Consider the following 24,710-nt stretch of genomic DNA (forward strand, 5'->3'; position numbering starts at 1 on the left):
TGAGATGTCAGATAAAGATATAAGCAACGAAGAGAGAACTATTATGTCTATCCTAAGTTGGGACGATTTCGAAGATGATTCGCAAAAACCGGCTGCTCCAGCACAGCAGCCTGCGCCCGTCGAACCGCAAAAAGCGGCTCATACGCAAGTGGTATCTGATGCAAAGCCATCACCGCAGAATGCGGCTTATGGACAATCCGCTGGAACCGGTCAGCTGCGACCAGCAGATTCAACCGATACGCTGGCTCGAGCATCTGAATCCTTAAATCATTTGGATGTTGCGCCCGGGCTTGAAGAGCTGGAAATGGGTGCGCAGCGTGTACAGGTTGATGATAAAGCCATGATCAACTGTCGTGCTGATTTAAACCAGCTTGTTCCATTCAAATATGAGTGGGCATGGCAAAAGTATCTGGATGGTTGTGCCAACCACTGGATGCCGCAAGAAGTTAACATGAATCATGATATTGCGCTCTGGAAGTCTGAAAACGGCTTGACTGAAGATGAGCGTACTATTGTCATGCGTTCACTCGGTTTCTTCTCGACTGCAGATTCACTGGTCGCAAATAACCTGGTACTGGCAATTTACCGTCATATTACCAACCCGGAATGCCGTCAATATATTCTGCGTCAGGCATTTGAAGAGGCAATTCATACCCATGCTTACCAGTATTGTATCGAGTCGTTGGGAATGGATGAAGGCGAAGTCTTCAATATGTACCGTGAAGTACCGTCAGTAGCACGTAAGGCAGCGTGGGGACTGAAGTATACCCAGTCTTTAAGTGATCCGACTTTTAAAACGGGCACCCCGGAAAATGACCAGATTCTGCTACGTAACCTGATTGCCTTTTATTGTGTTCTTGAAGGTATTTTCTTTTACTGTGGCTTTACCCAGATTTTATCAATGGGCCGCCGTAATAAAATGAATGGTGTAGCTGAACAGTTCCAGTACATCTTGCGTGATGAGTCAATGCATTTGAATTTCGGGATCGATATGATCAACCAGATCAAAATTGAAAATCCGCATCTATGGACTGCAGAGTTCCAGCAAGAAATCATTCAGATGATTTTAGAAGGCACCATGCTTGAGATTGAGTATGCACGGGATACCATGCCACGTGGAGTACTTGGTATGAATGCAGCTATGATGGAAGAGTATCTCAAATTTATTTGTAATCGTCGTTTAAACCAGTTGGGCTTGCCTGAGCAGTTTGCTGGTGTAAATAATCCATTCCAGTGGATGTCTGAGATGATGGACTTGCGTAAAGAAAAGAACTTCTTTGAAACACGCGTAACTGATTATCAGACGGGTGGCGCATTAAGCTGGTAAAAGTAGCTTAATATAAAACAACATATCAGATGTTATTTTCATTATATATATTTTACTAGTAAAGATAGAGCTTTAGGGCTCTATCTTTATATCAATTCTATCAAATTAGTAATAAAAATTTATTTAATATCTTAAAGATTATTTATATTTGAAAAATTAATATCTAACTTAGCTTAAGTATTAAAAGCAACCAGCTTATAAATAAAAATTATATTTTATAAAAGTTATTAAATTAGTTTAAAACCTTATTTTTTAAATATTTCTAATACTTAATATAAACTTTATTTATCAATTTTCAGATAATTTAAAATCCGATATATAAGAATCCTGAATAGCTTCTACACAGTTTTTAATAATAATATCATTCCCCTTTTTCCAAATTAATTTAACTTCAGATTGATTATTCTTATCGTTTATAGAAAGCAACTTTACATTCTGTGGAAGAATACTAACAAATTCCTCAGGAACAATACAAATCCCAAAATCCTTTGCAACTAAATCCAGTTGGGACAACTTTCGTGAAGTTATTCTTGATTTTTTTTGAGAAAAACCATTGCTTAAGCAAAGATTAGAAGCTAAGTAGCTCAGTCCTCCTCGTTCAGAATGGGGGGTAGAAACAAATTCTAAGTCCTTTAAATCTCTGATATAAACCTTGGTCTTGTCACTAAAATTCTGATTAGAAGCAGAAACTGCTACATATAAAGGGGCTTCATATAAACTTATAGAAGCTATTTCATCTAAATTGTGATGAACAGGCGGTCGAATAAAACCGATATCAATATTACCGCTAAGAATTGCTTCAATTTGATCCTCAGATGAAATAGTATTAATTTCTATATTAATTTTATATTTTCCGCATAACTCATCTAAAATCTGCAACTTTTTTTGATCAAAGATAATGCTGCTAGAGTGGCTGATTTTTATATTTCTGTCTTCTCCCTCGCTAATTCTCTTTGCCAGTTCAATTGAATTGTTAAAATTCTCAAGATGATTCTTTAAACTTTTATAAAGAACCAATCCAGCAGGGGTCAATTTAATTTTTTTTTCGGATCTATTAAAAACACAAAAACCTATTTCATCTTCCAGATTTTTTATTTGTCTGCTTAAAGCTGACTGAGCAATAAAAAGTTTTTCGGAAGCAGCATTAAAGCTGCCTTCTTCAACAATACTGATCAGATAATTACATTGTTTAAAAGTTAACATATCTCAAAAACAGATAGATGAGTAATATTTCTATATTAGATTAGATCATTAAATTAATATATCTTTTCTTTAACAGAATTGAATAGGGTTAATTCAACATGATTATTAATAAAAAAATTATCTTATTTATGACTATAATAGCTATATGTCTAGCAGCCCAATCTTATGATAACTACACTAAAAACATTTCCAAATCAGCTTTAGAGACTATAGATTTATTAACCGATTAATCTTTATATTATATTAATAAATTATTTTATTTAATAACCCTTCAAATTTTAACATTTAATTCAATACTGAATTATATTTAAATTAAACTTATTTTTATTAAAATCTTACTTTTGACTAATTATTAAAAACTAAGTTAAAACCTTTATATTAGGGTAAAATTTCATTTATTCTATTATTTTTTTAAAACGCCTCTACACCACAATTTAAAATTAATAAAAATTTAAATATATTTAGTTCTTCTAATATTTTACTTTAAAAGAAAATTCTTATTTATGAGCATTAAATATATATCTATTATATACAATAAAAAAGGGCTATTTACCCCTTTTTACTTGTCTTTTGAATATTTATAATCTTCAGACAAAAGTCTGGTTAGAATTTATAACGCAAGCTTAGTGTTGCATTACGTGGTGCACCATAATTCATACTGCTTTCACCAATCCCTTCATAATAAACTTTATCAAATAAGTTATCGATATTGAGCTGAACCTTGATATTCGGGTCAACCTGATAACCCAGCATAAGACTCGCCAACCAGATATTACCTTGGTCAATTCGCCAGTTATCCTTTTTTATTAATGAATAAGTTTTACTTCGATAATCCACTCCTGCTCCAGCACTCCATTTATCTTGGCTATATTTAACAAACAGATTTGAGGTAGTACGGGAATTATTGGGATTTACCTTCTCACCTTTAGCATCTCGTGCTTCAAAGTTGGCGATACCAAAGTTAAGACTCCATTGATCATTAATTTCGCCATCAACCTCTAGCTCTACCCCTTTACTGACGACTCCATCAATACTTCGGTAAGCCTGTTCAGAGGTCTTAACGCCATTAACAATTACATATCCATCTGTAATTTTCTCGGCAAAGTTATCTTGCTCTATTCTAAAGACAGATAAAGCTGTATTTAAACGGCCATCAAAAAATTCACTTTTAATACCCGTTTCATAGTTTTTACCAATAGCCGGGTCTAAATAACCACCATCTATATCACGACGGTTTTCCGATTTAAAAATATCGGTATAACTGGCATACCACGAATGATCTGCTGCAAAGTCATATATGACTCCGACATAAGGAGTAACCTGATTGTCGAATTTACGCGTTCCCTTGCCATCACTTGATTCAAATTCCCAGTTTGACAGCCGTACCCCTGTCACAACTTTAAGAGGGTCAAGCACATGAAATTTACCAGCAATATAAACACCGCTTTGAGTAGTCTTGTTTAATGCCAGTCTTTTCGGGTTAGTAATCGGAGTCAGCAACTCCGTATTCATATTGGAAAAATCCAGCTCATTAGGGGTATTGATGTCCAGATCATTTGTACCTTCTTTTTTTCCCTGAATCGTTCCATATTTATTGGTAAGAAGCTCATTCTGGTTCCATGAAGCACCAGTTACAATTTCCTGCTGGCGTCCAGCCCAGGTAAACGGCGCAGTAATATAAATATCGACATTATTTTCATCATTTCTCTGTTCAGAGGAATAAACAGAAATAGCCCCCAAACTTTTTTGGGTGTTTTTATCTACATTACCATCGACATAAAGCAGAGCTGTATCTTTGTCATCCCGACGATAAGAATAACCTATATGTAAATCGACATCATTAAACAGGTTATGTTGGAGTGAAGCAAATATGGCCTTTGAGTCGACATCCCAATAGGTCCAGTCTGAGCTAACGGTTAGGGAGCGGTCAAATTTGGTTCGTGTACCATCATTATAAAAGGCCGGTAGCCCTCCCCAGCGAATTCCATCACGTTCTAATTGCTGGTACATGGCGGCAAACGATAAAGTGGTCCGATCGGACAGGTCGTAGTCCAGTGCTCCATAAGCAATATTGCGCTCTTTGGAATAAAAATCCATAAAGGAATTTTCTTGTAAATGTTTCACAAAGACCCGACCGCGTAATGAACCGTCTTCATTTAAAGCATTTGAAAAATCTGCCGAGCTAGAGTAGCTATCCCATGAACCGGCTGATGCAGTCAGGTTACCTGTCAGTTCTTTTGCATTAGCATGTTTGCGGATCAGATTAAGGCCGATTGCCGGATTTCCAGCTCCCGTCATTAAACCATTTGCCCCTTTAACTACCTCTACCCGGTCATAAATACTTAAATCCGGATCACCTTCAGCCAGTGTTAAGGTACTTGGCAAGCCATCGACCAGATAATAATCGACCTGGAAACCACGTGCATAATAACTCTGGCGTTCATCGGTACGTGAAGCTGTTACTCCCGTAATATGGCTCATGAGTTCCTGAAAAGACTCAATATTCCGGTCATCCAGATAGGCCCGTGTATAGACCTTAACTGTCTGTGGCGTGTCTCGTAAAGATAGATCCAGCTTGGTCGCTGTACTTGCACTTTTAACCGTATAGCTTCCGGAGTTTTCTGTGACTGCCTGTGGCTGCTCTGCTGTTAAAGTAATGGTTTGAAGCTGCTGTACATTATCAGAATGACTTGTTTCATTTTTCTGATCCGTTTCTGCTGCAAAGGTAGTTTGTATCAGTAAAGCAGTGGAAGCAAACAGAATAGTCCGTACTGCCAAAAATAAAGGTTTAGGCGTAGAGTTTAATGGTCTAGACATACGAGTTAAGCCAAAAATAGTTGTCGTCAATAATTCCCTTAATGAATTGATATAGTCTCCCTCATCTTTTTATTAAGGTTAGACTTTTATAGGGCACTGGCTGCAACTCGCCTTAGCCTTGCATAGTACGGTTCTTCTTTCAAAGTCCACTAAAGTCAATTTTTTAAAGCAAGGTATATCAATTCAATCGCGGCAGAATCTTAACATGAAGCATACCTTAATGATACTAATTATCATTTTTATCATCATTATCTTATTTTTAGATTTTAAATATAATTGTTCAGATATTAAAATCATTTCTAAAAATTTAATTTAAACAAATTATTAGCTTCTCTTTTTCCTATTAGAAAGCGGTACAAATTTATAAAAGATTCATCAGATTTTAATTTCTATAATTTTACTCAATCCAGTGTTTGACTATTTTTATCAGTTATTTATTTTTGCACAGGTTCAGTTCTGCTCTTCCTGTTTTTGCTTAAGATTTTCGATATGCAGCCGGTCAGTTTTCCAGCCCTTTTCTAGTATTTCTTTTTCTAGATGGTATTTAATGCGTTTGAGTTTCATTGCCGGAATCACAGTCTGCTGGAATTGTTTGACGTAATCTGTCCATGCTTTTCCCTGTAATACATTAGCTGGCATGGGTGTTTTGAAAGTACTCTGGGGGGTAAAAACTATAATTGAATGCAAATACTCAGGCTCAACTACATCTTTAAGCACTGACTCCAATACCTTAATGTGCTTGTAGTTCTGATATAACGGATTTTGAAACCTAAAAGATTTTTTATATATTTTCTGTGTCCAGTGTTTCTGGCGTTCTCCGCCAAAGATCCATCCTTGATAATTTTTAGTTTCTATAATAAATATACCATAAGGACTTAACAGAATATGATCAATTTGAGTAGTACCAGTCTGTTCATCAGGTAGCGTGCAATCATTTAGCATAATATACTCTTCACTCAAGTATTTTTTAGCATGTACCTTCACTGTGAATTCGCCCAGTTTACCTTTAAATTTAGGAGAAGAAATCCAAGCAATCAGGCCGATTACAGCCACTATAATTATAAAATTAAATAACATTTTCCTTACCCCAGTTGTTTAGCTATAAATATGTTATGAAGTAGAATTTAAGGTTCTATCAAGCTTTTCAAACTCATTCAGCGCTATTATGATTTAATATGCAGTGTTCAAGGAAATAAATTATATTGGCTCAGAAATCAGAACTTTATATTTCAGTCGACATTGAAGCGTCTGGCCCTATACCTGGTATTTATAGCCTGCTTTCCATTGGCGCATGTAATATTGATCATCCTGAACAGAACTTTCAATGTGAAATCAAGCCATTAAATAGTAATGCAATACCGGAAGCATTAAATGTCTGTGGACTTTCATTAGAGAGCTTACAGCAAACCGGTCTGGAACCAGTTCAGGCTATGCAAATGTTTGATCAGTGGCTTAGCTCACTTGTAAGAGATCAACGACTGGTCTTTGTAGGTTTAAATGCCGGATTTGACTGGTCGTTTATTAACTATTATTTCTGGGCATTTTTAGGGCATAACCCATTTGGAATCAGCGCGCTGGATATTAAGTCTTATTTTATGGCTGCCCAGCACTGTAAATGGTCAGAAACCAGTTCACGGCATATGGACCGACTATTACATCCAAAGCTAAGTAAAAATCACAATGCTCTAGATGATGCTTTATATCAGGCAGAGCTGTTTAGGCTAATACGGGGTCAGCAGTTAAAGATGAACCGTCCGCTTGGCTAACTCAGCAAATCAACGCCTTAAAGCTGGATATTCTTTTCTAGGTTCAGCAGAATTGTTTTATTATCCAGTCCACCCGCAAAACCAGTTAATGCACCACTAGCTCCTATTACCCGATGACAAGGTGCAATTATTGAAATCGGATTACGACCATTTGCAGCACCTACGGCGCGCATCGCCTTAGGTCGACCAATCGCTTGAGCAATCTGCCCATAACTACGGGTCTGTCCATAAGGAATTTTTAACAGTTCGGTCCAGACCAGTTTCTGAAACTCTGTTCCGGCAAAGTCTAGCGGTATGTCAAATCGCTGCCGGTTTCCCTCAAAGTATTCTTCAAGCTGCTGGCGTACCTGAAGCAAAACCGGATGCTCCGGCTCAACCACCAGTTCTGCCAGCTGAATACGTTTAGGTTGCTCATTTTCCCAAAGAACGGCTACCAGTGCTTTCTCGTTTGCGATCAGCCTTAAACGGCCCACTGGAGAATCCATATACTGCATTGCAAGTTTCATATTTTTTTACCTGCCTCTAATTGCTTGAAGATAATTTCATCAGAACCAATCCAGATACAATCAGTACTGCTGCCAGCATTCGCATTGCTCCTGCCGGTTCATTTAAAATAAAAATCCCCAGTAAAAAAGAACCGATTGCGCCTATTCCTGTCCAGACAGTATAAGCTGTACCTAGAGGTAAAGTCCGCATCGAAATAGAGAGCAGCACTACACTCAGTATCATAAAAACAATCGTAATTACGCTTGGGCCTAAGCGAGTAAAGCCTTCTGAAAGCTTCATTGAGTAAGCCCAAACTACTTCAAAAAGACCTGCTAAGAGTAATAGTAACCATGCCATCCGGTCTTTTCCTTTCTCGTCAGGCCGTCCTGACAATTTTTCCACTATGGGGAGGCCGTTCCTCCTGAAACTTTGATTATTTTAACTGAGCTTTTCCAGATAAACAGTAGCTCAATACAAAGGTATCTTTTGCTCAGATTCCATTCATTTAAATTTAAAATCTCTTGAGCTTTAAGTAAACCCTAAAAATAGTGTTACAGCAGATGGGGAAAAATTTATCAAAGTTATGCACAAAAGCCAAACTTCACTTCCAGATAAGTATATAGCTTTAAAAAAGCCTTGTTCTACAGGCTGTAGCTATAAATTAGACAGTTCAAATTTTAGACACTGGCTAATAAAAATACTTGCTTTTGGAGTGATTAAGTCAATAAAAAAGGATTCAGTTGAATCCTTTTTATACTTTTTTTGTCTAATTAATAAGCAATTGATAGTTAATTGTTTATATTTCACCCAAGTTATCCCTAGCGTTATCAACAAGGATATCCATAGAGTTATAAACAAAGTTATCCACAGACCTTATCGAGTTATTTAAAATAGCTTAAACTTCTACACTGCCTACTTTATTCAGTTCAGCCCGCATCTCATCAATGACATTTTTATAATCTGGTTTTCCAAAAATGGCTGAACCTGCTACAAACATATCTGCACCTGCTTCAGCAATTTCACGAATATTGGCAGGTCCTACGCCACCATCTACCTCTAAACGGATATCACGGCCACTTGCGTCAATAATCTTGCGTACCTGACGTAGTTTTTCTAAAGTCATTGGAATAAATTTCTGGCCGCCGAACCCTGGGTTTACACTCATTAACAGAATCTGGTCTACCTTATCCAGTACATAGTCCAGATAATGCAATGGAGTTGCTGGGTTAAACACCAGCCCAGCTTGCGCTCCGCCAGATTTGATCAGTTGTAAAGAGCGGTCAATATGGTCAGATGCTTCTGGATGAAAGGTAATAATGTCCGCCCCTGCGTCCAGAAAGTCACCGATTGTGCGATCAACTGGTGAAACCATCAGATGTACATCAATGGGTGCCTGAATACCATATTTTTTGAGCGCCTTGCATACACCCGCCCCAAAAGTAAGATTAGGCACATAATGATTATCCATTACATCGAAATGAACTACATCAGCACCGGCTGCCAATACTTTTTCCACATCTTCACCGAGACGGGCAAAATCTGCAGATAAAATTGAAGGTGCAATTAGATAGGGCTTGGACATCGGAGGACCTGGCTTGAGAAATTGACTATTGTATTATTATAGCAAAAAGCTCCTGATTACTGGGCACTAAAGCATAAATGCAATCCCTGTTGAGACAGGTATTAAAATTTTGAGGAAGTACTTTGAGTAAAACTCTGCTACAGTATGCTTGTTATTGAGAATGAGAAGCAACATGAATAGTCGCACAGAAATTGATACTCAAGATGCTGGTCGTATAGCTAAACGTCTGGTAAATCACTGGAAACACAAGTTTGAAATTGAAGAGCATGGGACAGCTTTTACAATTGTTATGCCAGATGCAAAAGTCATTTTAACCCCTGAAACTGAACAGTTAGCTGTTCAGGTAGAAAGTCAACGTGCCGAAGATGAGCATCAACGTCTGGAAAAAGTCGTTATTGATCATCTGAATCGCATGGCACAACAGGAATTTCAGGCACAATGGCGAGCATACTAGAAGTATGCTCTGTATCATTCAAGCTTATTTCTCTTCCAGCTGGATGGCATGAAACTGTAAGTGGTCATCCATAAAGCTTTGAATAAAATAGTAACCATGATCATAGCCAGTATGCTGGCGCAAGCGTAGTGGCTGGCTTGCCTGTTTGCAGGCCTGTGCAAACAGTTCAGGATTGAGCTGGTCATAGAATTGATCATCCAGCCCCTGATCAATCAGGATTTCAGGAAATAAGGTACCTTTTTGTGTCACCAGCTGTACAGCGTCGTGTTTAGTCCACTGCTGGTGGTCTTCACCCAAGTAATGTCGAAATGCTTTTTCTCCCCACGGACACTGACACGGTGCGCAGATCGGTGCAAATGCGGATACCGATTTAAACTTTTCCGGATATTTCAATGCTAGCGTCAAGGCACCATGGCCACCCATAGAATGTCCGAATATCCCGACTTTATCGGTCTGCACTGGAAAGTTTTTCAGAATTGCCGGATAAAGCTCATCTGTCACATAACTTTCCATCTGGTAATGTTCAGACCATGGCTCTGCACAGGCATTAATATAAAAGCCAGCGCCTTGGCCTAAGTCCCAACTGTCTCCCTGGGCAACATTTTCCCCTCTTGGCGAAGTATCAGGAGAGACCAGAATTAGTCCGAGCTGGGCAGCAAGTCGCTGGGCGTGGGCTTTAATTGCAAAGGTTTCTTCGGTACAGGTTAAGCCTGCCAGATAAAATAAAGTGGTGCAGGGTTCATCCAGCAGCGCCTGAGGTGGCAAAAAAATACTAAAACGGCTCTCACCCTTCAGATATTTTGAAGTCCACTGATAAATACGCTGTTCACCATCAAAGCAACGATTGGTCTGCAATAGTTCCATATTCTTATTCCTTTTATTTTCCTGCCCTTTCGAGCTGAGCAGACTGGGATACAGCTAATGATAAATTAGGCTGATTTGCTGTGGTAGCCGGGAACAGGCGCTGTTCCAGTTGAGGCAACATCAGTTCCATATTTTTGCCGATGACCCACTGAGGCTCAGAAGGATCAAAACCTTGAGCATTCTCCCAAGTCGCTACCGTACTGCGTGCCTGTTCAAACGCCGTTTTTAAGGAAGACTGTTCACGCATAGCCTGATCAAAGAAAGCCCGCCCAAAATAAGTATAGTCAGCTTCATTGGAGCAGCCAAATGAAGCACGGTCAGCAGCAGAAGCTGTGATAATTAAAGTGTTGGCAGACTGCAAGGCCGGTATAAAACTGCCAGAATAGCAGGCAGAAATTACAATTACACGCCAGCGGATACCGGAACGGTCCAATGCTTCACGTAGCCATTTTGGATCAACCTGATCCAGCTCTAAAGGCGCATTTTCAATTTCAAACTGATTTTGCAGTCCGTGTGAAGTCATATATAAAAATAGCACATCACTTTCACGGTTCATTTGCTGCCCGATACGGCGTAGCGCCAGATTAATGCTGGTTCTAGAAGCAATAGGTATTTCAGTACGGGTTTCTGGGTTATTAATTAGCATTACCGAACGGCCGAATGTTCCGAAACGGGTATCAAACTGTTCCCTAATCCGTTTTACTTCAGATTTAAAAACATCCTGATAGCTGGCGCCAGCGACACCCAAGAAATACCAGTGCGTTTGAGCAAACTCACCATACTCCACATCTTCTAGAGTACGATTCAGTATTTGACTCTGCTTATAGAAAGCCTCTTCAGAAAATGATGGCGGGACACTTTCTACTTTCCAGATTGGCTGGTCTTTAACTGACATCTGCCATACGACCAATGTAATAAATGTCGCCAGCATGATCAGGGCAAATTCCCACCACGGCCATTTTAGTTCACGACCAAATACCCAGACCACAGCCATACTCTGCCAGACAAACAGCACCATAAACAGGATGGGCAAATAGTCATAAATTGCATAAGGTAAATAATCAAGTTGCCCCAGATACTGAATCAGGCTTTGCAATAGCGCAATATGCGTATCCAGAATCAGCCATAAGATAGTCGGTACCAGCATTAATCGTGGATTATTGGTACGCTGTGACAGGAATATGCCGACAATTAAGGCCAGAAAAGGCCATAAGGCATAACTCACCAGTCCTTGAGAATTAAACTCGCCAGTTTCACCAGCAGTCAGCCAGCTAAATAAAGTATTGGCCAGCCCTCCCAGTACGCCCCAGACAATAAACTGAAGGATTGAAGGCCGCACAGCAGCCAGTGCGCGACGAGAACCTAAAAATAACCACATCCCGGCAATCTGATTGCTTTGAAAATCATGCCAAAAATTAATCGATGGTTTGAGGTTAATCATAGGATGTCTGGGAAAATGATATTTTTTTAAAGGCCTAAACAGTTTAGGCCTGAGATAGAATTTAGCAATGCCACTTTCTAACTATATAACAAAACTTTGCTTAATATTGAAGCTGTTACCAAATAGTTTTAATCAGGCAGATAAAAGTAGGCATCGAAGCGGCAGGCGTCGCCTAACCATTGATGATCAGGTGTTTGTTCGGCTAGAAATCCTGCATGACGTGGCCGTTTTACTATGACCCGTTTTGCAACTGCTTGTGCAAGAGATAAAAGTCTATCTCCCAAATCCATCTCTCCCTGTTCAGGCAACAGCATATGTAAAAGCTGCATCTGTTTTTTAACTTGGGCCTGTTTTTTATGGTCCTGCTGATTCTGGTCACGCTGTGGAAACATCGGATCAAGATAAACAACGTCTATCCTGTGCTGTCGAGCTGTTTGCTGACGCAAATAATCAGCAGAGTCGGCAAAAACCAGTTTAATCCTTGCTGCGGCTGAGTTCAGGAATGCATCAGTTTGTGCCTGGGCCAGACTTTCTTCCAGCAGCGTAAATAGAATGGGATGACGCTCGACTAAAGTGACTTCTGCACCCAAATGGGCCATCAGCAAGCTGTCATGCCCCAAACCGGCAGTGGCATCAATCAGTTGCGGCTTTTCTCCCAGTTGGCAGGCGCGGGCAAGCATTTCCGACTTTAAACTGGCACGCTTTAAACGTGGAATTTCAGCTTTCCAGTCTGGTTGCATTTTCATGCCATTTGCACATAGCCATAAACCCTGCGCGTTTGTACATAAAGCAAGTTCCGGATTCAGGCGTAAAAAACGGCTATTGATTTTCTCAACTGTTTCTATACCTAAATTTATACCTCGTGAACCAAGCACAGCAGCGTAGTGCTGTGCTTGATCCTCATATTCAGCTTCACAAAATAAGCGCATGGCTTACCATAATCTCCAGCCAGTAAAGGCAAATAACAGGATCAGTAATCCGGATGCGATCCGGTACCAGGCAAAGATCATGAAATCACGCTTGGCCACATAAGCGACTAAAACACGAATCAGGAACAATGCTGAAATAAAGGAAACTAGAATCCCCCAGCCGATTACCAACCAGTCAAAATTACTTTCCAGTACATCATAACTTTGATACAGATCTAAAAGACCGGCTCCGATAATGACAGGAATACCGAGAAAGAAAGAGAATTCGGTTGCCGATTTACGTGACAGACCCAACATCATGCCGCCAATAATTGTTGCGCCTGAGCGCGAAGTGCCCGGAATCAGTGATAAGATCTGAATCAGGCCAATCCAGATTGCCTGTTTGATACTGATATTCTCAACTTCAGGTGCATTGACTTTAGGTGGATTCTTTTCTATCCATATAATAATCAGGCCACCAACAATCAAACCAATTGCTACTGCCACATCATTAAATAGAAGCTCTTTAACCTGCTGACCAAACGTCAGACCCACCAGTACAATTGGAATCGAGGCCAGAATCAGCCCAAAGCCCAGACGGCGACCTTTTTCTTCGCCCGTGATCATACCTGTGGCAGCGTCCCATAGACGCGACCAGTATTCATAAATCACTGCCGCGATTGCCCCCATCTGGATGGCAATTACAAAGACTGCACTTTTTTCTTTAGTCCAGAAATCCATTAACTCTGAGGCCAGAATCAAATGTCCAGTACTTGAAATCGGAAGGAATTCAGTGATTCCCTCAACAATACCCATGATGGCTGCTTTAAATAGCAGTAAAAGATCCATACCGTATTCCTAATTATGCTTTACCTTGTTCTGGTATTTTTTTCCACGCATTGTCACGCAAGTAGACTGGTAAAGCCTGCTCGGCACTTAACCACTCGGCTTTTAATGCCTGTACTCGTGCGATCGCTGCAATATCTTGGGCTGTTGCCGTAATCTGCTGGTAGTTTACCTGTGCTGTATCAACTAAGGCTGAACCAGAACCCACCAGTGGAAACTGGACAGCTTGTCTGGCAGTCTCATAATCAAGTAGCTGTTCCTCAGCAACTGGCCGCATAATATGCTGTTCATCTAACTGAAAACTGCCTATATAAACTTCCTGCATCCGTGCATCCAGTACGGCACTCACCTCTTTGAGGCCCGTCAGACGATAGGCTGCCTGAGCCAGTGCCTGTAAGGTTGATACGGGAATGACTGGCAAATCGTTGGCCCAAGCCAGTGCCTGGGTGACTGCAGCATTAATGCGTACGCCGCTGAATGAACCTGGTCCACGGCTAAACGCTATTGCGGATAACTGCTCCAATTGCAGTGAAGTTTGCTGCAATCCCTTTTCAATCATAGGTAGTATCATTTGTGTCTGTGCTTTAGTACGCTCATCCAGCTGAAAGAACAGCTCCTGAATGTCATCTACTATGGATACGGAACACTGCTCGTTGGCAGTTTCCAATGCCAGCAATTTCATGCACAACCTTAAATAAAATCAGTTAAAAATTGTTGGCTATCATACTCCACTCATGTTTCAGTGGCGAGGATTTCACAGAGCAAATACAAAAAAGCCAAGTCTATACTTGGCTAAATTTTCGTCTTTCAGATTCCGTTAAAGTTTAACTTCTTCTAGGTGTGTAAACCGCTTAAAATGTTCTGCATAATGTAGTGCGCTGAAACGGATATGCGCTGCAACCTGCTCATCCACCTGTTTCACGACTTTTCCAGGTGACCCCATAACAACTGAGTTGTCTGGAATAATTTTACCTTCTGGAATCAATGCATTAGCACCAATAATACAGTTTTTACCAATCACTGCATTATTTAAAATTACAGAATTAATTCCAATTAATGTATTGTCTCCAATGGTGCAGCCATGCAGCATGGCTTGATGACCAATCGTAACATATTGCCCGACATTCATCTCGATGCCGGCATCAGTATGTAATACTGCATTTTCCTGCACATTGGTATAATCACCAAGGTGAATTTTAGAATTATCTGCACGGATCACCGCTCCAAACCAGATGCTGACCTGCTGCCCCATTTCAACCTGACCAATCACTGTGGCGTTGTCTGCTACCCATCCATCCCAAGGCTGCTGTAAAGCTTTAGGCGCGTGCCCTTCAAATTTATATAACATGTTTCTATTCCCTGTTTGTTTTAGTCAGTATTTTCTAGCCTGAAAAGTAGGCGAGTTCAACAAGAATGGCCATTCTTTTTTATAATTTAAGCCATATTTAAACAGCACAATTAACATTCGGGCAGTTAGGCCCCAAATAATTTCATTATTAATCCGCATACTGGGAAAATATAATGATTGATGCGCATAGTGAACCTCATAAGGTACAGGAGGTGCATGCATCAGTTCGTCTAATGAAACATAAAAAATCCGGTCGATTTCAGAAGGCTGCGGATTGAGCTCCAACCCGGCCGGAATAAGTCCAACTACCGGTTTAACCAACATGCCATTACGCGCACGATGCATAGGTAAATCGCCTATCAGCTCTACTTCAAACGGGTTAAGGCCAGTTTCTTCCTGAGCTTCCCGTAGTGCAATCACAATATTGCTGGTATCTGTCGCATCCCGTTTCCCGCCTGGAAACGAGACTTCACCTGCATGACTGTTCAGATAGGCAGAACGGCGTGTTAGCAGCACTTTCGGATCAGGCTCATTGGTAATAGCAATTAGGACTGCGGCATGGGCAGGCTGTATACGTCTTGAAAACCGCAAGCGTTGTTGCAGAAGTTGTATGAGTGAATGATCATCCATGCCATTACCTTATCTTCGCTCTTTTATTCTATTTTCATCATAGCTGAAATTGTCGGGCTTGACATACAAATGATGCGAAAGCATAAAATTTCGGTTATGCTGAATGCCACCTCTCCTGGCGTTAATGTATATGAATTTCTGCATCATTTGTGGGCATGAGACAACTGAAAAAATTCCTTTAGGCGATCATCAAATTCGTCGTGTCTGTGTTCAATGTGGAAATATACATTATGAGAATCCGAAGGTAATTTGTGGAGCTTTAGCACTTTGGGAAGATAAAGTCCTGCTTTGTCGCCGCGCTATTGAACCGCGTTACGGACTCTGGACACTGCCAGCTGGCTATATGGAATTATTTGAAACCATGGAACAGGGTGCAGCACGTGAAACCCGTGAAGAAGCTGAAGCTGAAATTCATATTGAACAGTTATACTGTATGTATAATATTCCACGAATCGGGCAGATCTATGTGCTGTTTAAAGCTAACTTAATTGATGGTACATTTGGAGCGGGTGAAGAAAGTATTGAATGTCGTCTCTTTGATGAACATGAAATTCCCTGGACTGAATTAGCTTTTCCGAGTGTCGAGCGGACTTTACGTCATTATTTTGAAGACCGGAAAAATAATTCTTTTATTACCCATCTTGAAACTATTGGTACGCGTATAGATCACACCGGCTAATATAAAATATAATAAAAAGACCAGAACAAATTAATATTACTCTGGTCTTTTATAGAACTTGATTCATATAAATACAAATCATTTGATGTCAGAATTTTATTTAGTTTTAACCTGATAACAGTCTGGCAAAGTCATTTCTATTTTTCCGCCCGCCAGCTTTGCCAGATTTAAATCAGCCTGTGTGACTTCTTTTTTAGTTGGATCATTTTCAGTCTTTTTCTGGTTTGCATTATTAAAGGTATTCTGGAAGCTTGCTAATGTATTGGCCCATTGTACAGCTTCTCCTGCAGAGTCCGTAAAGCGAATTGACCTGTTACCGTTTAATAGTCCACCAAGCTGTATCCTTGCTCCCCCAACAGAAAGTATTTCACCATTTTCTGCGAGCTGCAATTTGACATTCATTCCCACTAATGCACCATTGATATTATTAAAAGTATCATTGGCTAAAATCATGCGTACAGAAATAGAATTATCATTAGTAAATACGCGGGCCGTGGTTCCTAAACGATACTGTTGCACTCCATAATTATCTATTAATTCCGGGCTGATACTATCTGAATTACATAAAGCCGTAGACATATCTGATGCAGTTGCATTTGGCCGGATATTAGTTCGAATATCTCCATTGGCATCTACTACAATGCCGAGTTTAATATTATTGACCGAAGTATCATTAAACTTGAAGGTCAGATCAGCATAAAGTGGAAAAATATAATTTTCGCCTACACGGCTATTATTAATAGACTTGAAGACTTTTTTATCCAGATAAGTAATATGGTAGATTTTGTACAGGTCCATAGGTCCTTGAAATAACTCACCGGCTACCTCCTGCTGCCAGTGGCCTAAATCATTTTTATCTGCTTCTGTAATCGTTGTTTTTCTGGTAATTTTTTTATAGAACTTTTCTTGCCCGGCCATAATACTGTTATTAAGTAGTTTACCTTGAGTAATCAGTAAATCCTGAGAGTTCTGTTCACTGACTTTAAATGTAAAAGGCTGATCTATTCTCTTAGTAAGTGGATTAATCCAGTGGTCCTGTGGTTCCGCAGTGATTCTCACTGGCCTGGTAGAGGTAATAAGTTCCAGATTAGCACCGATAACTGCAGATGTAGCTTTAGTAACACCTCCCTTCCATTGAATGCCACTCCCAAGAGTGTAGCCCTGCCGGTCAGTAATCAGCATAAAATGACCTAAAGCACGTTTAATAGAAATATCATTTAAGTCACAAACTGGTTTATTACACCCTACCATGCCTTCTGAGCCGGCATTACTTGCTATTTGATCAATTAAATTCGTTGGAAAGACGGCAAATTCAGGTTGGTAAACTGCAGAATTAGCAATATTGACTAATTTATTTAGCGCAATAAAAGCATCTTGATCTGTAATTTGTGAAACATCCAGCCATGGGCGAATCAATTCAACATATCTTTTACTGACAATATCTTCGGCAGTCACTGAGGTAGAAATTTTTTCCAGATTTTGTCTTACTGCATCTGTAATATAAAGTGCCTGGATATCCGTAGGCACTTCAATTCTTTGTTCTTTGAGTGCCAATGCCTGAATAATTTTAACCAGCTCTAAGGCAACTTTCACGGTAGGATCACTCTGCTGAAGCATTTTAGCATCTTGCCCGGTTATTCCAGCAGCAAGATCAAGCAAGGTCAAACGAGGAACCGTACCAATTGTATCGGATGAACTAATTTTATTGAGGTCTACTTCACCCAGACTAATTTTTCTGTCATCACTGCCCATCATAAAGAATTTTGCCTTATCGCCTGTACGGCAAGTTCCTGTAACTACAGAGTTGGCAAAATCCATTAAAGTTATAAACGTATTATTGGCGTCACTACTACAGGTAAAATTCAGACCATCAACGGGATAATCTAAAATAAATTCAGTACACCCTTCATCATTTGCTTTACATGTTCCATTGACATACGTCATCGTATCTTTTTCGGGGATAATATTTGCACTTTCACCACCGCAGCCACTCAATGCAGCCATTAATGCAGTCATCGTAAATGGTAGTAGATATTTATTTTTCATTATTCATGCTCTTTTTTTTCGGTTTAACGTAGTGCAATTAGTTTTAACTGTCCCTGATTACTCAGTACATAATTCGGCGTATCCGGGGCTGAAAGTAAGGGAGTCATTAGTAAGTACTGAGTATGGACTGGTATACGGATCACACCTTCAAGTTTTTTAAAATGAATCATTGAGGCATCAGTATCACGGTTTTTAAAGCCTCCAGCCCCCTCAATCACACAACCCTCTGCATCCAGAAATATGGCTAAAGGCCAATAAAAAGTCGGTCTGTTTTGCTGGGAGGCATATGAGTTAATCTGGACATGTTGTATCTGGTCAGATAGTTCAACCACTTCAAAATCGAACTGATCCTTTAAAGGAGCGCGCGGCCAGATATTAATTTCTTGCTCTGCATTCATCCTTTTAGCTTTTTTAATCTTTTTATTTTCAAAACACTGTTGTCCTAAACTTTCTACTGCTTCGGCCTGAGATATACGATAGTAAGTAGGAGCTAAAACAATTACCTGATTTGCCTGTATCGGACCCTTTTTGAACAGATGATCTAAAGTGGACTTGCCTACCCCTTTTTCCCTTTCAATAACCTGTAAACGCGTGGAGCCATTACGTGTATCAATAATCCCTTCTGGCATAGTATAGAAACGTTTTTTTCCATCTATATTAAATTCTTTATCTTCCAGATATTCACTTTTAATATATTGTTCACCGTCAATTACTGTTAAAGCCTGTTGCTGTGCGGTGAGGGTTGTTGTATTAGTTTTTTGCTCTTTTTGATGGGTTGCTTGCGTCTCTGGAATAATAATGTTTTTTTGTGGCGTCACAACTCGTTTCGGCTGCTTTATAGAAGAACTATGTTCTGGCAACTTTTCTACTGGTTTAACTATCGATGTAACAGGCTGTATTTCTTTAGGGGCGAAAATTAATGGCTGATTATCTGCATTAATTATATCTTGAGCTGTTTTCTTCTCCATCCCATTTGAAGAAGATGGAACATTTTTTGATGATATAATTACAACATCTCTCTGACTTTTGTCATCCCTAGATGTTTTTAGTTTATGAGTAAAATTGGTAGTTTCAGCCTCAGGCTGAACCAGCTTTTCAGGTCTTTTATCTGGGCGTTGTACTACCATAGGCCGCCCATCAGGACCAATAATAGTATGAAACTCTCCAGCTGATACAAACGATACTGGCATTAAACCTAATGCGAATATCATTTTAATGACGATGTCCCTTTTCATTTTTTTTCAAAGCCTACCACTTTGTTCTATAACTTAGACCCAAGATTGTAATTTTAGTATCCGTTTTCATATTTAAACCCGCAAACGGGTTCAGCAAGATATTATTTACCCCAGGCAAATTCCCTAGATTACTGGCACCTGCTGGAATTTTATCGCGGCTTTGTAAGAAACCAATTGATAAATCCAGATCTGTGTCTGCATCAAAACGATAGCCTAATCCAAGACCAAATAGTTGTGCGTTATTGATTGGAACCATGGTATTACGTTTATGGTCAGGAATAGCGCTGGTCCGTGGTTCATAGCCTGCCCGTAGCTTTAAACGGTCTGTAGCTGAATATTCGAGGCCAATTCCAAAATTCCATGGCGAAGTAAATTCTAGAGGTAAGGCCAGATTGGCATCCCCAATATTCTCAGATAAAAGTTTTGCAATTTTTAGCGCAGAAATTTCCCGGTCAAACTCAAATTTAAATTTGTCCCAAGCCCTATAGTCTGTCCAGCCTACGTCGAAGTTAAGCTGTAAATCAGGTAAAATTTTATATTTTATTCCTGCTTGAAAATGTGCCGGATATTCAAAATCCATAGCCACCAGCCCTGACTCACTTCCTGGAATAGAACGGGGAAAGCCTAAAATAGCAGCCAGAATCTGCCCAGTCGGTGAGGACATGAGACCATTGATGAGTTCTTGTGGAGCTTTGGCATTATCAATATGGTATTTACCTTTTAACCGCATTTTTGCAGAACTTTGATACACCATGCCTAAGCTAAAGTCATCCGTTGGCTCCCACAGTACACCCAAGTTATAACTTGGACTAAGAGATTGTTCTAAAGCGACCTGCATCTGTCCAAAACGGCTAAAAGGATTCATACCTTCTTCAGCATTACAAATACCTAATAGTAAGATATCAGTAATAATGTCCTGATTTTCCTTGAAAGGTGTACAGACCACCTCATCAATCATACGTAACATTCCAATCAACTCATTGGGAAAACGTAAATCTGTTTTCAGACCAATGGCTTGATAAGACATGCCAATAGATGCGCCAATTGATAATTCATCATTCACTTCATAAGCAAAAGATGGCGATAGATAGGTAATCCTCTCCAAGGCAACCTGTTGCCCCATAAAATTACCAGGATTACCATTTTCGGCACCGAAACCGGCTACCAGAGGTGCATACATAGCGGTAGCAAATGTAGTTTTAGATCCAGGCGGATTATATGCAACCCCCGCTGTTGGTGCGACCATTGGCATTCCTTCGCCCAAATCGACCATTTTTTTTAAAATCGGAACATACAGGCTGACGTACTCTACATCACCCCTGACCGGACCTTTAAAATCAGTACACAAGTCCGAATCAACTTCTGGCCCGTCATTACATACTAATGGGTCATCAGAATAACCAAATACATTGTAGCCAGCAGGTACGGTAAACTCACGTTTGATATCAAAATTCGCCACAATTCCTTGCAGGTCGGTCTGTAAGCCCTCAATTTTGGTCAATGCCGCCGGGTTAAAATGGATTGCACTAATCCCGGGAGGGTCTGCTGTTACAGCATTTCCCATAGTTAATGACCGAATATCAACAGATAAATTTTGCCCTAATTGAGCAAATGCAACACTGGAACAGCCCGATAATAAAATTGCAGACACTAGCGGGCGAAGTCGATTAATTTTCATACGACCAGCCTCTTAGCGTAATTTTTTACCAAAACCTAAAATATCTAGTGGGAAAGAAAGACCCAAAGACACATCAGGTGCATCTTCTGTCAGTCCTATACCCAGTGTACCGTTTACAATAGTCTCTGGTGATACCCGTACGCCTAGAGATATTGCAAAGGTTGAACTGGTTTGATCTGCAACCGAATAACTTTCTCCACTTGTATATGTGAATTCAGCATCAGTATTGAAACTTTGCTGATAAGACATGGTCATCGAAACGTCATAGTTAAATGAATAGGCAAAACCAAAAGCGAATCCACCACTTATACCTGGATTAAACTCATCAATGATTCGTGACCCACGGCGCTGATTCAGTCCAGTTTCTTTAAAACCGTAGTTGGCTGATACTGAGGCGAAGAGTACAACAGGATCAATATATTTACGGGTACTCGCCCCTATACCTGCCGAATAATATCCTTTACCGGTAGAAAGATCTGTTGTTGGATTAATCTCATAAGGACTATCGCCAGTTTTACTGGAAAGATTACCAAATAAGATCAGCGGTAAGCGTCCAGCTTTTAGGGGAAAAGGCTCCCAACGCGCCCCTACTGAAATATCCCCCAGACCCGCAGTAGAAGCATCTTTGAGCAGATCTGTTTTTGCAACCAAAGGTAATGAAGCAGTGAACGTTAAATTATCCAGCACGCCATATTGAGCAGTAAAGGTATTGGTTAGGGTATGACTGGCATTTTCCTGCACCCGTAATTGGTATAGCTGCCCTTGAGCCATTTCTAGATCTAGTTGTGTATCTCTGTAATAAGTATAGTCGACATCATAATATGCAGAGATATCACCCTTTTTGATTAAAGAATACTGACGCTCATTGGATGTAAACACTTCCTGTAAATTGGTTTCTTTAGTCGCATCACCTACCTGCTGTTGCAGAGCCATTGAAGCGTCTTGCTGCTCTGACACTGTTTCTGATGTAATAGGCTGTTCAGGAGATACGGCTTCAATATCCTGCCGATTTGCTGTTTTTTCCTTCTCTAGCGCTCCCGGCTGTTCAGCCGCATAAGCCACCCCGAATAACATCTGAATACTTAAAGCCAAGACTGTTCTATTCATCCACTTACGGTCCATTTTCCATCCCACCTTTTTATTTTTTTAATTTCAAAAAATTTCTGTGCTGCTATTTATTTTTGTAATAGAGCCTCAGATAGTTATAAGTAGGTTGCCCATAACTTTCTGATTCCTTATTCAAATTTCGATCTAGACGTATAGTTGAGGCTTTATCGGCAATTTTTTCCATATAGAATTGCGGATATTGAATATCCACAAAGGCATAACGGTTTACTGTGGCATCTTCTACATGACGCATATCAGCATCTTGCAAAGCCAACAGGTTTTTTCTTTGTTCAGGCGCTACGTTAATCAAGAACAGTGTATTATTTTCCCAAATTTCCTTAAAACGCTGCTCGTCAAAACTTATATTCCCCAAAGCTGGGTCAGCGACGTAAACGCGCCCATTCTTATAGGCTTTATAAACCACAAAATGCTTAAAACCGGCGTAACTGATTGGTACAATTGCAGGCTGACCCTGCTTGACCAAATCTGAAAATTCTCCTTTATACCCTCCACTTTCTAAACCTAAAGCTTCTACAAAACGCTTCATGTCCAACAGGGAAAAACTGCGTCGCTCAATAATACGTTCTGTTTCACCAAACTTTAAAAGTCCATTCATGGTCTGCTGTTCTGATAAATCAGTGCCAACATACCCATTTAAAAGTGTAGTAAGTGCGGCTGAACCACAACTATAATCGTAAGCCTGACGGACAATACCTCGGAACTGGTCTTCTAATGCGGGTTTAATAAGTACAGGTTCTCTATGCATTCGGACAAAAGAGTTATTTCGAGAATCTAAAGTTTCTGTATAATAAACTGCTTCTTCCGGTTTCTTTTTTATTTCAAAGGCTTCCGTGGCAAAGTAATACATTAATGCCGAGCCTAAAGCGATCTCTAACATATCTTTAACTTTTTAGTTTTCAGTAATTATACTGATATTCGTTATTTTTCTAGAGTATAAACTCTACTTCCTTGTACCACTCAAGATACCTTTTTTTTTTAAAAATAACAGCTTTTTTTAGGATTTTTGAAAAAAATTATATTTTATTGTAAAAAAAAGCGCGTGAAGTCACGCGCTTTTAAATAGAAATTTATTATCGACCAGAAATGGTAATCACAGAACCTTGGTTGTATTGACCCATTGCAGGACTGTAATAAGTTTGTAGTCCCTGAATTTCTACATCCCCAATTGAAGCAGCATCGCGGCTACCTAAATGAACACCCTTAACATAGTTATCAATTGGACCTGAGTTACTTACCATACGAATATAGCCATTATTAGTACCTTCTTTACCGATCACACTAATTTTTTGATCAATTGATAGATCACGAGCATTAGCATCAGCTACTTTAATACTATCGACAAAAATTTCACCAGCAGCACGTGTAGCTGTTTTAGTTGAGTTATCTAGAATACCCAGGTTCTTGATCTCAAGACCGCCCAGCATTTTTGCATCTAGCTTAATCATGGCGCCCTGTGGAGCTGCACCTAATTGAATATTTGCTGACATTGGACCTGTTTTTAATGAAAGGCCAGAGAGAATAGCATTATAGTTTGTATCATCCCCCCCACGACGAATACTCGTTGCAGTTGCAGGATCTGCTACAGCATTAGAACCGGTTACCCCAATCTCGCCAATATTGATATCTAGACCCGATACATCAGCAGCAATATTAATAAATGCACCACCAGCTGCTTTGTCGCCTGCATCAGAGTCAATACGCAGGTCAGCAAGATTACGAGTTGTTAGCAGATATTTGCCTGCATCATCATAATTGGCTTTGACTACTACACCCAGCTTTTCGTTAATATCGCCTGTTTTACCGTTACCCTTAATTACGATGGCACCAGCCTTTCCAGCAGTGCTTCCACCTGTTAGGCCATCATTATCATGAATAAATAATTTTTCAATTTCAACCTTTGAAATACCGATCCCGATATTAATACCATCTTGGCCAGTGGTTGCACTTAATGAAGCATCATCCATCGCTTGCATTGCCATTGCATTTGCACTAATTGCCATAGAAGAAACTAAAGCAATTTTAGTAAACATTTTCATTCCATACTCTCCTAAGAGTTTTTATTTTTTTGATTGTCTAGCTACTCTTAATTTCTACTGTTTTTTTATTTTCTGCAGTAGAAACATCCTGTCCTTGAGTAGCTACTTTAGATTAGCAAGCTTAAGTTAGCCTGAGAGGATTAATTGATCAACTGCTGCCCATCATAATCAAAGCAAAACCGATAAACGGTATCTGGATTTAGGTCATAGTTAATTATGTAGTAATATGTGCCACT

At 39.8% G+C, this 24,710-nt stretch carries 23 protein-coding genes; 4 read left to right on the plus strand and 19 right to left on the minus strand.

Features of this window, described 5'->3' with window-relative positions; all coding sequences use genetic code 11:
- The first annotated feature begins 43 nt into the window (after positions 1-43).
- Positions 44-1,327, plus strand: coding sequence for a ribonucleotide-diphosphate reductase subunit beta (locus ACRAD_RS11800; RefSeq protein ID WP_005027688.1), 1,284 nt, complete (start codon positions 44-46; stop codon positions 1,325-1,327).
- 288 nt (positions 1,328-1,615) lie between these two features.
- Here ACRAD_RS11800 and ACRAD_RS11805 read toward each other — a convergent pair whose 3' ends face one another.
- The 3 genes from ACRAD_RS11805 to ACRAD_RS11815 form a co-directional block, all read right to left on the minus strand.
- Entirely contained in the window at positions 1,616-2,530 is a 915-nt protein-coding gene (locus ACRAD_RS11805) for a LysR family transcriptional regulator (RefSeq protein ID WP_005027690.1), read from the minus strand.
- Between the two features lie 603 nt (positions 2,531-3,133).
- Positions 3,134-5,347, minus strand: coding sequence for a TonB-dependent siderophore receptor (locus tag ACRAD_RS11810; protein WP_016801133.1), 2,214 nt, complete (start codon positions 5,345-5,347; stop codon positions 3,134-3,136).
- Positions 5,348-5,797: 450 nt separating this feature from the next.
- Positions 5,798-6,424 carry a nuclease-related domain-containing protein gene (locus tag ACRAD_RS11815; protein WP_005027695.1) on the minus strand — a complete coding sequence of 209 codons (627 nt, stop codon included), beginning with the start codon at positions 6,422-6,424 and terminating at the stop codon, positions 5,798-5,800.
- 125 nt (positions 6,425-6,549) lie between these two features.
- On the opposite strand from ACRAD_RS11815, the gene ACRAD_RS11820 reads away from it, so the two are divergent.
- Positions 6,550-7,113 carry a 3'-5' exonuclease gene (locus ACRAD_RS11820; protein ID WP_005027697.1) on the plus strand — a complete coding sequence of 188 codons (564 nt, stop codon included), beginning with the start codon at positions 6,550-6,552 and terminating at the stop codon, positions 7,111-7,113.
- Between the two features lie 17 nt (positions 7,114-7,130).
- Here ACRAD_RS11820 and ACRAD_RS11825 read toward each other — a convergent pair whose 3' ends face one another.
- From ACRAD_RS11825 to rpe, 3 genes are all read right to left on the minus strand, one after another.
- A complete protein-coding gene (locus ACRAD_RS11825; protein ID WP_005018605.1) occupies positions 7,131-7,619 on the minus strand; it encodes a methylated-DNA--[protein]-cysteine S-methyltransferase in 489 nt (162 codons plus the stop codon).
- A gap of 16 nt (positions 7,620-7,635) precedes the next feature.
- Positions 7,636-7,956, minus strand: a complete 321-nt coding sequence (locus tag ACRAD_RS11830; protein ID WP_005018603.1) for a DMT family transporter — start codon at positions 7,954-7,956, stop codon at positions 7,636-7,638.
- A gap of 538 nt (positions 7,957-8,494) precedes the next feature.
- Positions 8,495-9,181 (minus strand): ribulose-phosphate 3-epimerase, encoded by a 687-nt coding sequence (rpe, locus tag ACRAD_RS11835; protein WP_005027700.1) that lies wholly within the window; start codon positions 9,179-9,181, stop codon positions 8,495-8,497.
- A 172-nt stretch (positions 9,182-9,353) separates the two neighbouring features.
- Here rpe and ACRAD_RS11840 point away from each other — a divergent pair, with 172 nt between their 5' ends.
- Complete coding sequence (locus tag ACRAD_RS11840; protein ID WP_005018600.1) at positions 9,354-9,635, plus strand: DUF2218 domain-containing protein; 282 nt, start codon at positions 9,354-9,356, stop codon at positions 9,633-9,635.
- Positions 9,636-9,659: 24 nt separating this feature from the next.
- Here the strand turns inward: ACRAD_RS11840 and fghA are convergent, their stop codons facing one another.
- The 7 genes from fghA to ACRAD_RS11875 all read right to left on the minus strand — a co-directional run bounded on the left by fghA (position 9,660) and on the right by ACRAD_RS11875 (position 15,672).
- Positions 9,660-10,499 (minus strand): S-formylglutathione hydrolase, encoded by an 840-nt coding sequence (fghA, locus tag ACRAD_RS11845; protein ID WP_005027702.1) that lies wholly within the window; start codon positions 10,497-10,499, stop codon positions 9,660-9,662.
- Between the two features lie 13 nt (positions 10,500-10,512).
- Positions 10,513-11,940 (minus strand): C13 family peptidase, encoded by a 1,428-nt coding sequence (locus ACRAD_RS11850; protein WP_005027704.1) that lies wholly within the window; start codon positions 11,938-11,940, stop codon positions 10,513-10,515.
- Positions 11,941-12,068: 128 nt separating this feature from the next.
- Positions 12,069-12,869, minus strand: a complete 801-nt coding sequence (locus ACRAD_RS11855) for a class I SAM-dependent methyltransferase (RefSeq protein WP_005027706.1) — start codon at positions 12,867-12,869, stop codon at positions 12,069-12,071.
- A gap of 3 nt (positions 12,870-12,872) precedes the next feature.
- The gene (locus ACRAD_RS11860; protein WP_005027708.1) at positions 12,873-13,697 is read right to left on the minus strand and encodes an undecaprenyl-diphosphate phosphatase; all 825 of its coding nucleotides are present in this window, start codon (positions 13,695-13,697) and stop codon (positions 12,873-12,875) included.
- 13 nt (positions 13,698-13,710) lie between these two features.
- Positions 13,711-14,376 carry a tRNA (adenosine(37)-N6)-threonylcarbamoyltransferase complex dimerization subunit type 1 TsaB gene (gene tsaB / locus ACRAD_RS11865; RefSeq protein ID WP_005027710.1) on the minus strand — a complete coding sequence of 222 codons (666 nt, stop codon included), beginning with the start codon at positions 14,374-14,376 and terminating at the stop codon, positions 13,711-13,713.
- 135 nt (positions 14,377-14,511) lie between these two features.
- On the minus strand, positions 14,512-15,042 hold the full coding sequence (locus tag ACRAD_RS11870) for a gamma carbonic anhydrase family protein (protein WP_005018592.1): 531 nt from the start codon (positions 15,040-15,042) through the stop codon (positions 14,512-14,514).
- 24 nt (positions 15,043-15,066) lie between these two features.
- Positions 15,067-15,672, minus strand: a complete 606-nt coding sequence (locus tag ACRAD_RS11875; RefSeq protein ID WP_005027712.1) for a CoA pyrophosphatase — start codon at positions 15,670-15,672, stop codon at positions 15,067-15,069.
- Positions 15,673-15,802: 130 nt separating this feature from the next.
- Between ACRAD_RS11875 and ACRAD_RS11880 the strand changes: the two genes are divergently transcribed.
- Entirely contained in the window at positions 15,803-16,351 is a 549-nt protein-coding gene (locus ACRAD_RS11880) for an NUDIX hydrolase (protein WP_005404874.1), read from the plus strand.
- 96 nt (positions 16,352-16,447) lie between these two features.
- Here ACRAD_RS11880 and filF read toward each other — a convergent pair whose 3' ends face one another.
- The 6 genes from filF to filA form a co-directional block, all read right to left on the minus strand.
- The gene (filF, locus tag ACRAD_RS11885; RefSeq protein WP_005027714.1) at positions 16,448-18,397 is read right to left on the minus strand and encodes a putative pilus system protein FilF; all 1,950 of its coding nucleotides are present in this window, start codon (positions 18,395-18,397) and stop codon (positions 16,448-16,450) included.
- A gap of 23 nt (positions 18,398-18,420) precedes the next feature.
- A complete protein-coding gene (filE, locus tag ACRAD_RS11890; RefSeq protein ID WP_005027716.1) occupies positions 18,421-19,632 on the minus strand; it encodes a putative pilus assembly protein FilE in 1,212 nt (403 codons plus the stop codon).
- 13 nt (positions 19,633-19,645) lie between these two features.
- The gene (filD, locus tag ACRAD_RS11895) at positions 19,646-21,310 is read right to left on the minus strand and encodes a putative pilus system OmpP1/FadL family transporter FilD (protein WP_005027718.1); all 1,665 of its coding nucleotides are present in this window, start codon (positions 21,308-21,310) and stop codon (positions 19,646-19,648) included.
- Between the two features lie 12 nt (positions 21,311-21,322).
- A complete protein-coding gene (gene filC / locus ACRAD_RS11900) occupies positions 21,323-22,432 on the minus strand; it encodes a putative pilus system protein FilC (RefSeq protein WP_005027719.1) in 1,110 nt (369 codons plus the stop codon).
- Between the two features lie 49 nt (positions 22,433-22,481).
- Positions 22,482-23,315 carry a putative pilus system C39 family peptidase FilB gene (gene filB, locus ACRAD_RS11905; protein WP_005018574.1) on the minus strand — a complete coding sequence of 278 codons (834 nt, stop codon included), beginning with the start codon at positions 23,313-23,315 and terminating at the stop codon, positions 22,482-22,484.
- 193 nt (positions 23,316-23,508) lie between these two features.
- On the minus strand, positions 23,509-24,474 hold the full coding sequence (gene filA, locus ACRAD_RS11910) for a putative pilus system protein FilA (protein ID WP_005027722.1): 966 nt from the start codon (positions 24,472-24,474) through the stop codon (positions 23,509-23,511).
- Positions 24,475-24,710 lie beyond the last annotated feature (236 nt).

Source organism: Acinetobacter radioresistens DSM 6976 = NBRC 102413 = CIP 103788 (genome assembly GCF_006757745.1).
Taxonomy (GTDB): domain Bacteria; phylum Pseudomonadota; class Gammaproteobacteria; order Pseudomonadales; family Moraxellaceae; genus Acinetobacter; species Acinetobacter radioresistens.

Excerpts from the sequence above, each read along its gene's own strand:
- ACRAD_RS11800 (WP_005027688.1), top strand. The coding sequence starts at position 44 with ATGTCTATCCTAAGTTGGGACGATTTCGAAGATGATTCGCAAAAACCG.
- ACRAD_RS11805 (WP_005027690.1), bottom strand. The coding sequence starts at position 2,530 with ATGTTAACTTTTAAACAATGTAATTATCTGATCAGTATTGTTGAAGAA.
- ACRAD_RS11810 (WP_016801133.1), bottom strand. The coding sequence starts at position 5,347 with ATGTCTAGACCATTAAACTCTACGCCTAAACCTTTATTTTTGGCAGTA.
- ACRAD_RS11815 (WP_005027695.1), bottom strand. The coding sequence starts at position 6,424 with ATGTTATTTAATTTTATAATTATAGTGGCTGTAATCGGCCTGATTGCT.
- ACRAD_RS11825 (WP_005018605.1), bottom strand. The coding sequence starts at position 7,619 with ATGAAACTTGCAATGCAGTATATGGATTCTCCAGTGGGCCGTTTAAGG.
- ACRAD_RS11830 (WP_005018603.1), bottom strand. The coding sequence starts at position 7,956 with ATGGCATGGTTACTATTACTCTTAGCAGGTCTTTTTGAAGTAGTTTGG.
- rpe (WP_005027700.1), bottom strand. The coding sequence starts at position 9,181 with ATGTCCAAGCCCTATCTAATTGCACCTTCAATTTTATCTGCAGATTTT.
- ACRAD_RS11840 (WP_005018600.1), top strand. The coding sequence starts at position 9,354 with ATGAATAGTCGCACAGAAATTGATACTCAAGATGCTGGTCGTATAGCT.
- fghA (WP_005027702.1), bottom strand. The coding sequence starts at position 10,499 with ATGGAACTATTGCAGACCAATCGTTGCTTTGATGGTGAACAGCGTATT.
- ACRAD_RS11850 (WP_005027704.1), bottom strand. The coding sequence starts at position 11,940 with ATGATTAACCTCAAACCATCGATTAATTTTTGGCATGATTTTCAAAGC.
- ACRAD_RS11855 (WP_005027706.1), bottom strand. The coding sequence starts at position 12,869 with ATGCGCTTATTTTGTGAAGCTGAATATGAGGATCAAGCACAGCACTAC.
- ACRAD_RS11860 (WP_005027708.1), bottom strand. The coding sequence starts at position 13,697 with ATGGATCTTTTACTGCTATTTAAAGCAGCCATCATGGGTATTGTTGAG.
- tsaB (WP_005027710.1), bottom strand. The coding sequence starts at position 14,376 with ATGAAATTGCTGGCATTGGAAACTGCCAACGAGCAGTGTTCCGTATCC.
- ACRAD_RS11870 (WP_005018592.1), bottom strand. The coding sequence starts at position 15,042 with ATGTTATATAAATTTGAAGGGCACGCGCCTAAAGCTTTACAGCAGCCT.
- ACRAD_RS11875 (WP_005027712.1), bottom strand. The coding sequence starts at position 15,672 with ATGGATGATCATTCACTCATACAACTTCTGCAACAACGCTTGCGGTTT.
- ACRAD_RS11880 (WP_005404874.1), top strand. The coding sequence starts at position 15,803 with ATGAATTTCTGCATCATTTGTGGGCATGAGACAACTGAAAAAATTCCT.
- filF (WP_005027714.1), bottom strand. The coding sequence starts at position 18,397 with ATGAAAAATAAATATCTACTACCATTTACGATGACTGCATTAATGGCT.
- filE (WP_005027716.1), bottom strand. The coding sequence starts at position 19,632 with ATGAAAAGGGACATCGTCATTAAAATGATATTCGCATTAGGTTTAATG.
- filD (WP_005027718.1), bottom strand. The coding sequence starts at position 21,310 with ATGAAAATTAATCGACTTCGCCCGCTAGTGTCTGCAATTTTATTATCG.
- filC (WP_005027719.1), bottom strand. The coding sequence starts at position 22,432 with ATGGACCGTAAGTGGATGAATAGAACAGTCTTGGCTTTAAGTATTCAG.
- filB (WP_005018574.1), bottom strand. The coding sequence starts at position 23,315 with ATGTTAGAGATCGCTTTAGGCTCGGCATTAATGTATTACTTTGCCACG.
- filA (WP_005027722.1), bottom strand. The coding sequence starts at position 24,474 with ATGAAAATGTTTACTAAAATTGCTTTAGTTTCTTCTATGGCAATTAGT.